Origin of the sequence: Ferroacidibacillus organovorans (assembly GCF_001516615.1) — a bacterium.
Classification (GTDB): Bacteria; Bacillota; Bacilli; order Alicyclobacillales; family SLC66; genus Ferroacidibacillus; species Ferroacidibacillus ferrooxidans_B.
The window spans coordinates 1-15,786 of the sequence record NZ_LPVJ01000058.1; the positions used below are offsets into that span (position 1 = coordinate 1).

The 15,786-nt window shown below is 51.8% G+C and carries 17 protein-coding genes and 1 pseudogene; 5 read left to right on the forward strand and 13 right to left on the reverse strand.

Features of this window, described 5'->3' with window-relative positions; all coding sequences use genetic code 11:
• The first annotated feature begins 138 nt into the window (after nt 1–138).
• The 3 genes and pseudogenes from ATW55_RS16375 to ATW55_RS12360 all read left to right on the forward strand — a co-directional run bounded on the left by ATW55_RS16375 (nt 139) and on the right by ATW55_RS12360 (nt 2,644).
• Entirely contained in the window at nt 139–297 is a 159-nt protein-coding gene (locus ATW55_RS16375) for a hypothetical protein (RefSeq protein ID WP_160327248.1), read from the forward strand.
• Nucleotides 298–322: 25 nt separating this feature from the next.
• Nucleotides 323–1,165: a hypothetical protein gene (locus tag ATW55_RS12355; RefSeq protein WP_067718129.1), complete on the forward strand. Its 843-nt coding sequence runs from the start codon at nt 323–325 to the stop codon at nt 1,163–1,165.
• Between the two features lie 117 nt (nt 1,166–1,282).
• A pseudogene (locus tag ATW55_RS12360) lies at nt 1,283–2,644 on the forward strand (IS4 family transposase).
• Nucleotides 2,645–3,468: 824 nt separating this feature from the next.
• Here ATW55_RS12360 and ATW55_RS15880 read toward each other — a convergent pair.
• The 12 genes from ATW55_RS15880 to rocF all read right to left on the reverse strand — a co-directional run bounded on the left by ATW55_RS15880 (nt 3,469) and on the right by rocF (nt 13,915).
• The gene (locus ATW55_RS15880; RefSeq protein ID WP_082685830.1) at nt 3,469–4,254 is read right to left on the reverse strand and encodes a TnsA endonuclease N-terminal domain-containing protein; all 786 of its coding nucleotides are present in this window, start codon (nt 4,252–4,254) and stop codon (nt 3,469–3,471) included.
• A gap of 164 nt (nt 4,255–4,418) precedes the next feature.
• Nucleotides 4,419–6,248 carry a glutamine--fructose-6-phosphate transaminase (isomerizing) gene (gene glmS, locus ATW55_RS12375; protein WP_067718312.1) on the reverse strand — a complete coding sequence of 610 codons (1,830 nt, stop codon included), beginning with the start codon at nt 6,246–6,248 and terminating at the stop codon, nt 4,419–4,421.
• Nucleotides 6,249–6,372: 124 nt separating this feature from the next.
• On the reverse strand, nt 6,373–6,531 hold the full coding sequence (locus tag ATW55_RS16380; protein WP_160327249.1) for a hypothetical protein: 159 nt from the start codon (nt 6,529–6,531) through the stop codon (nt 6,373–6,375).
• A gap of 84 nt (nt 6,532–6,615) precedes the next feature.
• The gene (gene glmM, locus ATW55_RS12385; protein WP_067718315.1) at nt 6,616–7,962 is read right to left on the reverse strand and encodes a phosphoglucosamine mutase; all 1,347 of its coding nucleotides are present in this window, start codon (nt 7,960–7,962) and stop codon (nt 6,616–6,618) included.
• Between the two features lie 115 nt (nt 7,963–8,077).
• Nucleotides 8,078–8,965: a CdaR family protein gene (locus ATW55_RS12390; protein WP_067718143.1), complete on the reverse strand. Its 888-nt coding sequence runs from the start codon at nt 8,963–8,965 to the stop codon at nt 8,078–8,080.
• Complete coding sequence (locus tag ATW55_RS16385) at nt 8,962–9,300, reverse strand: hypothetical protein (protein ID WP_067718146.1); 339 nt, start codon at nt 9,298–9,300, stop codon at nt 8,962–8,964. The genes ATW55_RS12390 and ATW55_RS16385 overlap by 4 nt, the downstream gene beginning before the upstream one ends.
• Complete coding sequence (gene cdaA / locus ATW55_RS12400; protein WP_067718149.1) at nt 9,297–10,118, reverse strand: diadenylate cyclase CdaA; 822 nt, start codon at nt 10,116–10,118, stop codon at nt 9,297–9,299. Before cdaA ends, ATW55_RS16385 begins: the two co-directional genes overlap by 4 nt.
• 4 nt (nt 10,119–10,122) lie before the next feature.
• Nucleotides 10,123–10,392: an anti-sigma factor family protein gene (locus ATW55_RS12405; RefSeq protein WP_153005155.1), complete on the reverse strand. Its 270-nt coding sequence runs from the start codon at nt 10,390–10,392 to the stop codon at nt 10,123–10,125.
• A 14-nt stretch (nt 10,393–10,406) separates the two neighbouring features.
• A complete protein-coding gene (gene sigW / locus ATW55_RS12410) occupies nt 10,407–10,979 on the reverse strand; it encodes an RNA polymerase sigma factor SigW (protein WP_067718155.1) in 573 nt (190 codons plus the stop codon).
• A gap of 101 nt (nt 10,980–11,080) precedes the next feature.
• Nucleotides 11,081–11,830, reverse strand: a complete 750-nt coding sequence (locus ATW55_RS12415) for an SGNH/GDSL hydrolase family protein (protein ID WP_067718159.1) — start codon at nt 11,828–11,830, stop codon at nt 11,081–11,083.
• Nucleotides 11,831–11,847: 17 nt separating this feature from the next.
• Nucleotides 11,848–12,933, reverse strand: coding sequence for a tRNA 2-selenouridine(34) synthase MnmH (gene mnmH, locus ATW55_RS12420; protein WP_235587126.1), 1,086 nt, complete (start codon nt 12,931–12,933; stop codon nt 11,848–11,850).
• A 70-nt stretch (nt 12,934–13,003) separates the two neighbouring features.
• The gene (gene rocF, locus ATW55_RS12425; protein WP_067718165.1) at nt 13,004–13,915 is read right to left on the reverse strand and encodes an arginase; all 912 of its coding nucleotides are present in this window, start codon (nt 13,913–13,915) and stop codon (nt 13,004–13,006) included.
• 80 nt (nt 13,916–13,995) lie between these two features.
• Between rocF and ATW55_RS12430 the strand changes: the two genes are divergently transcribed.
• A complete protein-coding gene (locus ATW55_RS12430; protein WP_067718169.1) occupies nt 13,996–14,259 on the forward strand; it encodes a hypothetical protein in 264 nt (87 codons plus the stop codon).
• An 11-nt stretch (nt 14,260–14,270) separates the two neighbouring features.
• Here the strand turns inward: ATW55_RS12430 and ATW55_RS12435 are convergent, their stop codons facing one another.
• Complete coding sequence (locus ATW55_RS12435; protein WP_082685833.1) at nt 14,271–14,924, reverse strand: stage II sporulation protein M; 654 nt, start codon at nt 14,922–14,924, stop codon at nt 14,271–14,273.
• A gap of 81 nt (nt 14,925–15,005) precedes the next feature.
• Between ATW55_RS12435 and pdaB the strand changes: the two genes are divergently transcribed.
• Complete coding sequence (pdaB, locus tag ATW55_RS12440; protein WP_067718319.1) at nt 15,006–15,767, forward strand: polysaccharide deacetylase family sporulation protein PdaB; 762 nt, start codon at nt 15,006–15,008, stop codon at nt 15,765–15,767.
• The last annotated feature ends 19 nt before the right edge of the window (nt 15,768–15,786 follow it).

Here is a 15,786-nt window from a genome sequence, read left to right on the forward strand (position 1 = left end):
GTTTTTCTTTTATATAACGACGCACATCCCAGACAGGGTGCGGGATAACGCGCCATTTTCGGGTGCGAAACTTGAGTATGTAACCTCAATCGGGTTGATATCGTCATACTGATAAAACAACCGTGAGGAGGACGTGCGATGAAGAGCTATCGTACACTCGTTTTCGCTACAGTGGTACTTACGCTCATGACGGTCAGTGGGTTTGTAGTAAATGCCGAAACCAAGCAGCAAGCTCAGACACCCGTGGTGAAGCACGTATCAACGCAAAAACACAGCTTCATCATGGTTCTTACATGATGTACAACTCGCTGAGCGAGCTAAAATGAACTTCGGAATAAACTACATTCTGAATTATGGCGAAACTGACAATCCATTCAGTCCGACAATGAATCAAGTTTGGTTTGGTATTCAGACCAATCAAAATAAAGATCCTTTCATTGGTTATTCATGGTCTGGCATGTTTAATGCCGTGAAAACACAGCCCTTGTCTCTCTCATCGATTAATGTGTTAGAACAAGTCAAACTAGCTGGCCATGCCGTTGGTGTCCTTGTACCGGCCACAAGTGATCCCATTGGAAACGGAAGTTATATCGCCTTTGCGAATGGGCAAGTCATTACAGCTGCCGACAAATCAGGAGAGCTATTCTACAGCGTATATCCAGTTAAAGGCATCACTGTACCATCAGCAATGAACCAATCTAGAACCACATCCGCCTCTCCCAATGAAAATAGCATGCATCCTTCCAGATTGATCACAAAAGACTATGCATCGAAAACCGCAGCATTATCAACGATTCATCAGCTTCAACTTGAAAGTATTGGACAGTTTATCCCGTCTGGTCACGTTATCAATCTGGGGTTTGGGATTAAAGCTCAATATTCAAAGAGCGGTCGCGATCCATTCTATTATCAATGGCAGTATGGTCGTTGGACGATCATAACGCAGTTTTGGGGAAAATCCATTACCCCTGCTACGCAGAGCGTCGCTAAGAGTATGGTCGCATATTTGCATGCGCATAGCCTTCCTACCCCGCAAACAAAAGGAATCATCATTGCAGTTCAGCCATTAACTTCGAAAAGTGCAAATGATTTGGATACCACCATTGCCTGGCAGGTAGGACGTCAAGTTTATGAAATTAACTCAAGTTTCGCACCCTTAAAATAGGTTGAAACCCTTGCCCAGTATGGATTTCTGAGCATGATACAAGTAAAAACACCCTCGTATCTGGTAAAATGGTGTTGTCGAAACAACCAATTGACCGAAAGCGAGAGTGTTTCTTCTATGGTACGACAAGTCCCTTCCTTTGAGCAACTCCCATCCTCTGTGGCATCCTTTTTCAAGGAATATCGGTTAGCCAGTCTTTTGAAACAATCACGGGTGACCAAGCAAGCTGGGATTCCTGCGAATCGTCTCTTTACGTTTCTCTTGACCCTCGTCTTTTCTGGTCGCAGCCTCTCTTGGAATTTGGATCCACAGCGTGAAACAGGATTTTGCAAGGATACCGTCTACCGATTTCTCAATGCGTCTACCCACAATTGGCGTCGTTTCCTACTCTTGCTGGCACAGTCGGTCGTTGCGCGAATGCAACTGCTGACGTCCAAGGATCGAACCGAGGTGCTCATCGTGGATGACTCCTTATATAACCGCAATCGGAGCAAGAACGTCGAGCTGTTGGCACGAGTCTATGATCATGCGTCCCATCGTTTTGTACGCGGATTTCGAATGCTGACCCTTGGCTGGTCGGACGGAAACTCCTTTGTTCCGCTTGCCTTTTCCTTACTCAGCTCCGAGAAGACCGAAAATCGTATTCAAGGCATGGATTCATCAGCAGATCGAAGAACCTCAGGTTATCGCCGCCGCCGCGAGAGTATCCTCAAGGCGACGGTTGTCCTCTTTGATCTTCTGGCGCAGGCAAAAGCGGCGGGTATCAAGACCCGGACCCTCCTGTTCGACAGCTGGTTTGCCTTTCCGTCCACGATCGTTCGTGCAGTGGGTGAAGAGATGACGGTGATTTGCATGCTCAAAGCCATGAAGACCGTCACTTATTCCGTACAGGGAAAGCGACTTACCCTTGCGCAGATCTATGCCCTTGTGAAAAACGGAGGGGACGTGCGAAGATCCTCGCATCCATTGAAGTCGAGGTGGGACAAAACGAACATGGACAAGGTGTGCCCGCGAAGATCGTTTTCGTCCGTGATCGCAATCGATCGAAGCAATGGTTGGCATTGCTGTGCACAGATGTCACGTTGTCAGACGAAGAAGTGATTCGACTATATGGGAAACGCTGGAATATCGAGGTGTTTTTCAAGGTACTTAAGTCACAACTCCGCTTGGCTCGAGAACTGCAAGGACGATCTTATGATGCGATGGTCGCACACACGACGATCGTCTTTACGCGCTATCTTCTTCTGGCAGTAGAAACGCGCAATGAACAGGATCCGCGTACCCTTGGTGCGCTCTTTCTCGCGATGTGTGATGAAATGACAGATCTTCGTTACGCCGAAGCCATCGCTCGATTGCTCCAATTTTTCACTCGAGTAACGGAGGGTGTCGCTTCGGAAGAATCAAAGGAAATTGAGGTGGGCCGTACAACACTTTATTGCCAGTTTGCCCAGTACGATCAAGGCAAGAATAGCTGCTTAAGGGTGCGAAACTTGAGTTAAATTCGTTCTCTCCGTGACGCGCTATTACTGTCTTCTTTAAATCGTGTTCTTTGCTAAACCAATACTTAAATTGACCAAAGGTAGGAATATTCGTGTCTGGCACTAAATATTTACCATTTGCCTCATGTAATGTAAAAAACTTCTGAATCATTTTGTCGTACGTGCGTTTTAATGGAATCTTCATTTTACTGTCATAGTACATGGAGATTGATACTTTAAAAATAGATTTAATCTCCTCAGTAACATTAACACCAGGAACCTCATTATTATGTTTAAAAACTCTAGATGGCCTACCTCGTTTAATTCCATCACCCTTAGCGATTCTTTCTTTGCCTCGTCCTCCACTTCGATGATAGTTTGGTAAAAGGGCATATTTTGTCTTACCACCGATCCAATACCTTCTCATAAATTTATAAAGGGTCATTTTATGAATACCTAACTCTTTTACCTTATTATTGACGAGCATCCCTCGATAATTTCTGTCATAGATTTGAGGTTCATTTTGAACTAAGGATTCGATAATTCTCCAATTATTTTCCATGTGAACAGAATGTTTCAATACATAGTCTGAGTTAGGGGAAAACATGCGCATAAATGGATCGACAGGTCGAATTACCATACGCTTCTCTTTAAGTGCAAGTTCGATTTCTAACGTGGATCTCCACGCAGGAAAAGCATTAGAATCAGTAAGTGAGATAATAACAATTTTCTCGTTTTTCCCATCTATCCAAAGGATACGCTCTATACTATCCAGCGAGTCATTCTCATCTAACCATTCCAATACTGAATTAACCATTAAAATGGTCATTGCGCTTGTTCACCCACTTTATTTAACATAGTAGATGATCTTTGAATTTCGATTTTATTACTCGGCTCAAACAGAACTTCCATATCAACGACCCAATTCTTTGTTGCAACTAAATGTCTTACAAACCATAAACATGTACCTGGTTGGAACCCCAAACGTTTATCAATATTCAAGGCGCACATCGATAGGCTATTTGCTGATGTCTGTATTTCTTGGAATAATTCCGATTCAACCTGAAAAAACAAACTTTGAGGAATAGGAGCGTGTTCACTCTTTTCTAAGCAAGACAAAAAATACTCGGCGTTTTTCGCGAAGTTAATAGATATTTGCTGCTCAGTAACGATACCCCAATCGATATCGATTTCTTTCCAGTATAATCGCTCAATTTCTAATTTCTCCATCGTGCGCACCGAGTTCAATTGATTAGCGGGTTTGACGCTTCTTGCAATTTTTCGTACATCACCATCACCACGAATATCAATGATAAAATCGGTGGACATTGGATACCACTCTTTAGAAATTTGATCTTGTGGATGTTTAACGCCAATACGTTCAGCGATTTTTAGTGTCTCTTCAAGAGGGAGAATTCGCTGGGTCTCAACTTTCTGAACAGAATTAGACCACAAAACACTATAACAGTAATGCCTTTCCAATCCAGAAAGTAAATTAAGTACCTCCGAAGGATCTACACCGCTAATGCGGCTCGATAATCCCTTCGAAGGCACATCACGTACAGTCAAGTTCAATTTGGATTTAGATATACGACTCGAACGTCGCGGCACTGGTTACGCTCCCTAAAGGCATTTGTAACCATTATAGCCTAACAAGACAACGAGTATACATCTTTATTTCCAGGTATCGAACTTTATTTTCGAGTACACAACTTTATTTTTCAGTATACAACTTTATTTTTCGCCAACAGCAGTTCCTGCTTGTCGCCTGTCTGTTATTCCACCGTGACGCTTTTCGCTAGATTTCTCGGCTTGTCGACGTCATTGCCGCGCGCAATCGACGCATAGTACGCCAGCAGTTGAAGCGGTGCAACCAGAAGCACCGGCGCCAAAAAGGGCAGCGTGTGCGGCACATAGAGGACGCGATCCACGCTTTTTTCAATCTCCTCGTCCCCTACCCAGGCGAGCGCCAGGACGTGTGCGTCGCGCGCCTTTACTTCCTTAATGTTGCTGACCGTTTTCTCATAGAGTTCATCCTGTGTCACGAGTGCGATAACCGGGACACCTTCTGTAATCAGCGCAAGTGTGCCGTGTTTCAATTCGCCCGCCGGGTACGCCTCCGCATGAATGTACGAAATCTCCTTGTACTTGAGCGCACCTTCGAGAGCCACTGCAAAATCAAGCCCCCGCCCGAGAAAAAACGCGTCATCCCAAGATGAGAAATCGCGCGCAATCGTCTCGATCGCCGGCGCCGTTTTCAAGACTTCGTCAATCTTTAACGGCAGTTCAAGAATTGCGTTCATTAGCTTTGCGCGCTCATCTGAGGCGATCGTTCCCTTGATCTGCCCAAGATAGGCCGCAAACAGGTAGAGCGCGATCAACTGCGTCGTGTACGCCTTTGTTGAAGCGACAGAAATCTCAGGCCCCGCCCACGTGACGAGAACGTGATCCGCCTCCCGCGCCGCTGAACTGCCGACCACGTTCGTGATCGCCATGACACGATTGCCGGCCATCTTCGCATTGCGAAGCGCAGCCAGCGTATCGGCCGTCTCCCCGGATTGCGAGATGACAAGGATCAACGTGCGATCCGTCACAATCGGGTTGCGATAGCGATACTCCGACGCGATCTCAACATCTACCGGAATGCGTGCGAGCGTTTCAATCGCAACTTTACCGACCAGTCCCGCGTGGTACGACGTGCCGCACGCGACAATGTGGATGCGATCTATCGACCTTACGACTTCCTCGCTTAAGTCAAGCTCGCCAAGCGTCACCGCAGACCCGTCTTCCGCAATCCGCCCGCTGAGCGTGTCACGCACCGCTTTGGGCTGCTCGTGAATCTCCTTGAGCATAAAATGCTCATAGCCACCCTTTTCCGCGGCAACCGCATCCCAAGTCACTTTGAAGATCTCTTTTCCAATCGGATTCCCCGCGAGATCGTAGCATAACACGCGATCCGATTGTAAAACGGCAAGCTCTCCGTCACCAAGAATATACACATCCCGCGTGTATTCAAGGAGTGCGGGGATGTCAGACGCCAAGAATTGTTCCCCGTCACCAAGGCCGATGACCAATGGCGACTGTTTGCGAACCGCAATAAGCGTCCCCGGTTCATCCTTCGCCATGATCGCAAGGGCGTACGCCCCGCGCAAGTTTGGCAGCACCGCAAGCACGGTCGAAAAGAGCTCGCCCGTCCACGCTTCTTCCAAGAGATGCGCCACAATCTCGGTGTCCGTTTCCGACGCGAACGAATGCCCGCTTTCTAGCAATTGATCGCGAAGTGTCTGGTAATTTTCGATGATCCCGTTGTGCACGACGACAAACGCCCGCGAGCAATCCGCGTGCGGATGCGCATTCTCATTCGAGGGGCGCCCGTGCGTCGCCCACCGCGTGTGACCGATTCCTTGATTTCCGCGTACAGGGTGCGCAATAAGCGCGTCACCAAGCACCGCGAGTCTGCCTACCGACTTTTCCACACGCACCTCGCCATCTTCAAAAATCGCCACACCTGCCGAGTCATACCCGCGATACTCCAGCTTTTCAAGTCCCGACAAAAGAACGTCCTGCGCTTGCCGACGTCCGACATAACCGACAATTCCACACATTGAAAGAAACCTCCCCACGCGGCTCATGCGCGTTTTTGGAAATGACAAATCCGGGCTCCGTCACCCGCCTTTATTTCGTTCGCGCGAGAAGCGCATACGCGCTTCTGATTCTGACCAAGATCTGTCAGGCAAGTCGCCTTGCCGTTTTCTCATTGATCTTCGCGGTGCGAATCAACACCGGGAGGCACCCGCCGAGTCCTTCGCCAACCTCCACCGCGTCAACTGGAGCACACATCTCGTTCCGTCCTGCCCAGTCCTGGCGCTTGCGACCATTTCTTCTCATGTGCGTGCGCAATCCTCTTCTAAACGCATTCCCCCTTTGCTGCACAAATGATGGACACGTAAAACGAGGCGAATCCGCCACGTCTTACGCTGTCTCAAGTTCCCGCCGAATCACATCGACAATCCGCTCCACCTGCGCGCGCACCTGCTCCTCTTGCGGTCCCTCCGCCATCACGCGCACAAGCGACTCTGTGCCCGACTCGCGAACTAACAGACGACCATTCTCGCCAATCTCACTCTCGATCTCGCGAATAACCCTGAGAATCGAATCATTCGTTTTCCACGCCGTCTTGTCTTTGACGCGCACATTGACGAGCACCTGTGGATACGATTGCATAATCGCGGCCAATTCCTTAAGCGTTTTTTTCTCCTGCGCCATCACATCAAGCAACTGCAGTGCAGAAAGCATACCGTCACCCGTCGTCGTCAAATCGAGAAAAATCATATGCCCCGACTGTTCTCCACCGAGCGAAAAATGGCCTTCTCGCATCGCCTCCATCACATAGCGATCGCCTACAGCCGTTCGCACGAGACGAATTCCCAACTCCTGTGCCGCACGCACAAAACCGACATTGCTCATCACCGTTGTCACAAGGGTATCATCATGCAGTCGACCACATTTTTTCATGTGTTGCGCACAAATCAGCATGATGCGGTCCCCGTCCACGATCTCTCCGCTCGCATCCACCGCGATCAAGCGATCCGCGTCACCGTCAAACGCCAAACCGATATCAGCCTTCAATTCCTTCACCGTTTGCGCAAGCTTCTCCGGGTGCGTCGATCCACACGCGACATTGATGTTGACGCCGTTTGGCTCAACCGACAAGAGTGTCACCCGCGCGCCGCGCGCCGCAAAAAGCGTCTTTGCGAGTTCATACGCCGCGCCGTTTGCCGCATCCACAACCACATGAAGCCCTTTCAAATCCGCCTTCAGTGTTGACAAGAGAAAATCGCGATAGCGAAACGCCTCATCGTGACGCTCATACACCCGCCCAATCTGCTCGCGCTGCGGCCGATCTTCCGCTTCTTTGCGCTCCATTCTACGTTCGATCTCGTCTTCTTGTGCGTCGAGGAGTTTAAACCCGTCGGCACCAAAAAACTTGATCCCGTTGTCCTCAAATGGATTGTGTGAAGCAGAGATCATCACACCCGCGCACGCATCCGAGTGTTTTGTCAAATAGGCGACGCCCGGCGTAGGCAGGACTCCCAGGCGAACGGCGTCGACACCTGCCGCCGTGATTCCCGCAATCAGAGCGAACTCAAGCATATCGCCAGAGATCCTCGTGTCTTTCCCGACCATCACGCGCGGCCGTCCCGCACACTGCTGTTTTAACACAAGCGCTGCTGCAAACCCTAGAGAAAATGCAAGTTCCGGTGTCAATCCCACATTTGCAACCCCGCGAACACCATCTGTGCCAAAAAGTCGACTCACGCTGTTTCCTGACCCCACAATCACTTGAATCCTCGTTTATTTAGCCCATTCTCCCACACCATGCACAGTCTTTCAAGCCGTGCGAGATGATTGGTAGATTTTGGGCCTTGCCCATTCAAGGCAAAGCCTGCACATTGACGACACTGTGAGAGACCGATTGAGCCACCCAGGGCGAAGGAACGCTCACCGTCACGGTTTCGCGTGACGATTGTCCGGCCGCAAGGCCCTGCACCTGCACAGACGCCTCAAGATCTTGCGCCGTGAGCGCGGGGGATTGTGGACCAAACACAGTTACGTCTACCCACCCTGCCGAGAGCTTATAGTGCCCATGCGGCGTGGCGCCGCGAATGACGATTGGAACGTGCTGAACAACCGTTCGCACACCTGGAACGACCGTCACCGTCACGTTCGCCGTCACACTCGACAGATGAGCTCCCGCTACAGGAATGGGAATCGTCTTCGTGATCGTCGACGTCTGCTGAAGTCCCGTCACATTGATCGGCGAAAGCGCGATCGGAGAAAGATTCACAAGCGCCGAAGAGGCGCCCGTCACCTGAATCACGCGCGGCAGCACCTGCACGGATGCCACGTAATAAGGCGAGGCTGGAATGCCAAAGGTGCTCGCGACAAGCGGCACAGAGACCGATGTCTGGCGAAAAGGAACCGTCACGAGCGTCGAGGCTGGTGAGCACTTTACGCCGCCTACGGTTGCTCCCTGTTGATTCACGGGCGCCCATGTGACGTGTGCCACAAAGGTTGAACCACGGTTCACGACAGAGATGTTCCCCACCACCGCTCGCACGCGGCGCACATTCACATCGGGCCCGCGCACAATGACCTGCGGGATCCCCGCATGCACCCTCGCCAACTGTGCGCCAATGCTCATCGTCCCCTGAAAATGCAACGTCGGCTTAAATGCTCGATCGATCACGGGGCGCAGATCAAGCGTGACATGCTTTACTTGCGGCGTGTATGTGGTCGCATGCGTCGGCAGATTGATCATCGTGACAGGCAGTTCGTGACGCCCGGCTTCAAACCGCGCGCATTGACAACCGCCTGTAAATTCCCGTAAGCAACCTGCACAGACGCCACACTCAAGAGGCCGCCTGAGACCGACACGTCGGTCTTGACCGGATTCTGGCCGAGCACCGCCATACCAGGGCTTATCCGAGCGTGAATTGGAATGCCGTGAAGAACAGCTGTCGTCGTCGTGAGTGCGGCCGGTGAGATCGACTGCGTCGAAGAAGACTGCACCACGTACCAGAGCATGACCGCCAAGAGTACGCTGACGAGTCGCGCCGTGAGATTGCTCTGCAAAAAATCGCTCGCTTTTTTCATGCGCGTTCACCTTTTCGAGCAAAGAGTCGGAAAGGCCGTTGGTTGCGCATCGTTCCATAAACTTCGTTGAGTCGCTCCGTCAATTCGCGCTCATCCAATCCCCGCCTTAGAATGCCGCCCTCAGAGATCGAGATTTGCCCCGTTTCCTCCGAAACAATGATCGCGACGGCATCCGACTGTTCCGTCACGCCGATCCCTGCGCGGTGACGTGTGCCAAGCTCTTTTAAAATCGCGTCACTGTCGCTTAGTGGCAAAAAGCAACTCGCGGCAAGAACCCGCTCACCGCGCAAAATCGCCGCGCCATCATGAAGCGGCGTATTCGGAATAAACGTGTTGATCAAAAGTTCTGCGCTGAGCAAGCCTTGTATGGCAATGCCCGTCTGGACATACTCATTGAGTCCCGTGTTCCGCTCTAAAACCAGCAACGCACCGATCCGGTTTTTCGAGAACACCCTCGTCGCCGCGACCAGTTCCTGCACGACATGTGCAGTGTCACCTGTCCCTTGCCAATTCAGGCGCAACTGAAAAAGGCTCGCCCGCCCCAACTGTTCGAGTCCACGGCGCAATTCAGGCTGAAACACGACAGGAATCGCGAAGAGTCCTACCGTGAGCGTCTGTGTCAGAAGCCAGTTGAGCGCTTGTAGATGGAACACGCGACTCAGGCCAAGCGCCACAAAAAGCACGATCAAACCTTTGAGCAGTTGAACCGCGCGCGTTCCGCGTATCAAGAGAATCACACGGTAAAACACGTACGATACAATCGCAATATCAAGAACATCAAAAATGTACTTGTTCAAAAGAATCAGCAGAGAAGGCATGCACTCACATCAGCTTTCCACGATCTACCGTGCCATACAGAGGACGTTTCTGGATCGCCGTCTGCACGCGTTTCATGATCCGCTCATGAAGCGAACTCGGCGCCGAGAGTTGCGCCATACTCCGCAATCCTCTCTCCACTTCCTTCAATTGATCCAGATGCGCGGCGCAGTGGGCGCAGGTCACGCGATGATGATGCGCGTTCTTTACATGAGGGTGATGGTCATCGCCATCCAGGTGAAAATGCAGCGTTTGCTTTGCTTCCTCACACGTCACAAGGATTCCCTCTTTCACGATACGGGTACATCCGCAAATTGCTCTTTCATGGCTTCCCGACCGCGGTGAATCCGCGTTTTCACCGTCGTGACAGGAACGTGCAAAATATCGCCGATCTCCTGAAGAGACAATTCCTGAATGTATTTTAGAATAAGAACCGTCCGATAGGTAACAGGCAACGCATTTAGGGCGCGCTGAACATCGGCGCAACGCTCCGTCTGCAAGACGGAGTCAAGCGGATCCTTTTCATCGCCTGCGAGACGCTCATAGCCTTCTTTGAATCCGTCTTCTCCATCATCAACATCAAGCGATTGATGTGGGCGTCGTTTGCGCAAACTGTCGATGCACACATTTGTCGCAATGCGGTAAATCCACGTCGAGAATTGATACGTCTCGTCATAGCGCGGCAAGTTTGTATAGACGCGCAAAAACGTCTCTTGCACCGCATCTTCCGCTTCAGTTCGATTTCCAAGCATTCGAAAGGCCATCGTGAACAAACGATTCTCGTAGGCGTTGACAATCTTCTCAAACGCCGCGACATCTCCCATTTGCGCTTCTTCAAGCACGCTTCGCGCGACGTGGTCCATCCGCGACCCCCATCAATCTTTGGTAATCAAAACATTCTACTCTATTATACATCGCAATCGTCGAGCGTGCCGCACGGATTTCTAAGAATGCGCTGAGAAGTTTAGCGCTGCCCGCCATTTCCCGCCACACCGCCGCGTTTTCGCGACCGCCCGCCACCGCGCACTTCACGTGCGTGATGTTCCTTTCGCTTCTTCGTTGACACAAGCTCCTCGCGAGCTCTCTTCTTATATACGTGAAAGATGGCCTCCGCGATGCGCGCATGTCCAAGGTCGTTCGGATGAATCGGATTTTTGATCAAACGATAGTCTTCAAGCGCCCCGCGCCGATATCCTTTGACAAGTTCTGACTCTTGCCCCTGATAGGAATCGTCAATCCTTACAAGCTCACACGAGCACTCTGTTGCGAGTCGCGCGAGCATTTCGTTATAATCGCCAACACCTCGCGCGGCGAGATCGCTGTTTGGAAATGGATTATAGATCGTGCATAAAAGCAAGATGGTGTGCCTACTTGGCTTCGCCTTTACGAGAATCTCGCGCACGACGGGAATCACATTCGTCTCCAGGCGGCGGCGTCCTTCTTCAGGATCGTTCAAGTACCACGGAAGAACGCGTAAAAGATCATTCCCCCCGATCATCACCGTCGTGAGTGCAGACTCAGCCAAGATGCACGGCGGAATCTTTTCCATGCTTGCAAGCAACTGCAGGGCAGTATACCCCGGTTTTGCATTCACATATGCATGCGTCGCGCGGAACTTATTCAACTTCTCTGTCAATTGGTCAACGTAGCGCAAGGACGGCTTGCTCGAATCATAGCCGTGCGTAATGGAGTCTCCCAACGCAACATAGATCATCGCGAATCACCTGGTGGTTAATTTATTCTCCCACCAATCCATTCACGCTGACCCGCATCCGTCACAGCATACGCTGAGTGGGCATGCGTCACGATTTCATCTGCCGCCTTCTCAAGATCCTCGCCATTCACCTCGTGAAATGGGCGCTCATACGATTTCATCGCGTGTTCATAGCGCGGATCATAGTAGTCGGTGAGAAGCGCTACGATCAGGCTGTGCCAGTCGCGCGCGAGAAGCGCGTCATTCACCCGCGCGCGAAACTCAGGTGAAAACCTCCGCTCGATCCGCGCAACCGCGCGTTCTACTGCGCCGACAAAGGCGGCCTCATCCTTCAACTGGTATTGCAGTAGCGTTCTCTCCACCCGCGTTTTTAGCGACGCAAAAAGCAGGAGATTGTCACCGCGCAGTTTTGCTTCGTAGAGAAAATCCGGCATGTTCACGTGGCCGATGCGCTTGCTCTCCGCCTCGATGATCAAATACGGCGCGTCTTGAAGCCGCCGCAGCGCTTCGTACAGCCGTCCGTCAAATTCCCGCTGATTCGCTGTTTTAAGGCCGATCCCGCCGAACACCGATCCACGATGCCCCGCGAAATCCTCCAGGTCAAGCACCGGTTCCCCGCGCCTTTTTAGAAGCTGCAAAAGCAAGCTTTTGCCTACACCAGTCATACCGTGAATCACGAGCAGAGGAGGCAGCTTGTCCGCGCGCATGCTGGCAAGCTGCCCTGTAACGTGTGCGCGATAAGCGCGATACCCGCCAGTCAGCCGCACGGCAGGAATGGCCATCAGTCCCAAAACGGTCGCCACCGACTGGCTGCGCATCCCTCCGCGCCAACAGTAGATCGCGGGGATTCGATCGCCCGCCTGCCCCCGAATCCTGCGCACAAGCTCCGGCAACTTCTGCGAGGCGATCTCAAGCCCGCGCTCTCGAGCGCGCTCTGGCCCAACCTGCTTATACAGCGTCCCAATCTCTGCGCGCTCCTCATTGTCAAACAGCGGAATGGACACAGCACCTGGAATGTGCGACTCTTCATACTCCCCTTCCGAGCGAACATCAATCCATAACACATCCTCCCGCCGCTCGAGTTGCGCGAACGTCTGATCCATTTCCACCCGTTTCACCCTCCAAATTTCCCCAAAGCCCACGCGGCAAGACTCAGCCTCTCTCGCCCTCGCGTCAAATGACGGTAAGTCCAAGCAGTGAGGATAAAAGCTCAACCGCCATCTTTCCCGTACGGTTCTCCGAATCGAGGATTGGATTGACCTCCACCACATCGACAGATGTCACACAACCGGCAGATGCGAGCAATTCCATGGCAAGATGCCCCTCGCGATACGTGAATCCTCCGTGCACGGGTGTACCGACGCCCGGCGCGTACATTGGATCAAGCGCGTCAAGATCCACACTGAGATGGACGCCACTCGTTCCGTTTGTGGCAATCTCGATTGCGCGCCTCATGATCGAACTGATACCTTGCTCATCCACATCCGCCATCGTAAAAACGTTGATCCCGCTTCTGGCGATCAACTCGCGCTCAAGTGGATCAATCGATCGCGCGCCGACAAGCGCCACGCGCTCAGGCTTGAGTTTTGGAAAAAGCGACCCAATCCGCGTCAGATCGTCATGTCCATAGCCCAGTGAGGCGGCGAGTGGCATGCCGTGAATATTCCCGCTTGGTGTCGTCTCATCCGTGTTCATGTCACCATGCGCGTCAAACCAGATGCATCCCATCTCACCTTTGAGCGCCTCGGCCGCCCCCGCCACACTGCCGATGGCGAGACTGTGATCGCCGCCAAGCACGATGGGAAACGCGTTTTCCGCCATGACCTGCGCCACCATACTGCGCAATTCATCACAAACCGCGCGCACTTGCGTAAGGTACTTTAGCTTCACATCACCCTGCACCCGCGACTCCGGCTGAGCCACCGAGAGATTACCGAGATCTTTGATTTCATAGCCAAGCGCCTCAAGTTTCTCTGACAGTCCCGCATAGCGAATGGCGCTTGGCCCCATGTCCACACCACGCCGCCCCTGTCCCAGGTCAGATGGAACACCGATCACACGCAATGATTTTCGAGTTTTTGTCATTCGTTTCAACACTCCCTAAACGTATGGTACCATAAGGAATCAAACTGACGGGCACTCCCGCAGGAAAGGGGCCATCTTTCATGAACGACACACCTCTATCCATGGATGCAGAACTCTTCATTCTGTCGTGGGCTAAGCTCCAGTACGCCACACTGCTCAATCCCACAGACGAAATCACGCTCGACGCAAAGCGCGACGTCGCGGAGCGCTTGCAGCGCGATTTTTCCATCACAGAATTGCAACTGCTCGCGCGCGCTGAGTCCTTTTATACCGTTTCCTTTAAAGAGCGCGAAGAAACGGGGTTTCTCCAATTTTCCACAGATGAGATCGAAAGTTTGATCTGAGGAAGCAGGCTTTATCCGCCAATCGCCATTCGCAAAAGGATTGGCGTAACGCCAGCTTCAATAAAAGCTGCGACCAAAAGAAGCACAGCGACAATAAGCAACACCATCCACACATCCTTGCGCAAATACGCCCACATCCCCGGCTGACCCGCGCGTGCAAAGTCTCCAGACTCTGCGGCCCCTCGATAACCCGCAAATTTATGCGTCAGCGACGGCTTCCCTGCACGGGCGATGGTCTGAAACTCTGTAGCCCCGATGCGCAAGCCGTACGCGCTCGCGAGAAGATAAGCCGGAATCTCGAAGATCCCGTGTGGAAGAATTCCTGCGAGTATCGCCAATCCCAAATTGATGTGAATCTTTGCCGTGAGCGTCGCCAGGACATACCCAACGAGCGCACCGTTTGCGATGACCACTAAAAAAGGAATGATTCCAAAGATCAATCCGCCCACCATCATGACGAGACTCACCCTGATATTGTTATAAAAAAGGGCGAGCGCCGTAGCCAGCACACTCTCGTGCCTTAGCGTCACAGCCTCTTTTTTAAGCCCGTGCATCATGGGTGTCAAAACGGCCGTGAGTGATGATGCATGCGTGCCGCCAAGCCAGGCGCCAAGCAAAAAGAGGACGAGCGCGACAATAAAATAACTGCGGTATCTCTTTACCATTATGATTTCCCCTCTCGTGTATGCCGAATCGTTCCATCGCACAAACTGAGAAACGAATCGAATGAATGGAGGTGCTCCATCATCAAATCCTTTCGCACACAAACCGCGAAACGTGCCGCGCGGATTGGCACAGCACTATTGCTGACCGCGCTCACGTTTGGTTCATCCTACGTAACGTACGCAAAGACCAAAGTTGAAGCGCCTTTATCAAAGACCCCGGAAGCGATCTACAAGGTGCAAACCAATCAAAAGGTCGTTGCACTCACGTTCGATATCTCGTGGGGTGAGAAGTCGCCAGGGCCTATTCTCGATATCTTAGCCCAAAAACACGTCGATAAGGCAACCTTTTTCCTATCTGGACCATGGGTTCTTCATCATCAGGAGATTGCCAAGCGCATTAAATCCATGGGTTATGAGATCGGCAGCCACGGTTATATGCACAAAAATTACTCCGAATTCAGCGATGGATGGATTCGTGAACAAGTGCAAAAGGCGGACGCGAGCCTGCAGGAAGTCTTGAACGTGAAGACTCGCTTGATCCGGACGCCAAACGGCGATTTTAACAAGAAGGTTCTGGCGACACTGCACAGCATGGGATACAGCACGATTCAGTGGAACACAGACTCACTAGACTGGATGAATCCCGGCGTCGAGGCGATCAAAAATCGCGTGCTGACTCGCGTCGTGCCAGGCGACATCATTTTGATGCATGCGAGCGACTCTTGCAAGCAGACCCATCTGGCCTTGCCTGGCGTGATTGATGGCCTGCGCGAAAAAGGCTACCGCTTTGCGACCGTAACCGAACTGGTAAAGGGCGCGGCGACGCACTCCACCGTTCAGTGACATCTTCTTAAAAATCACC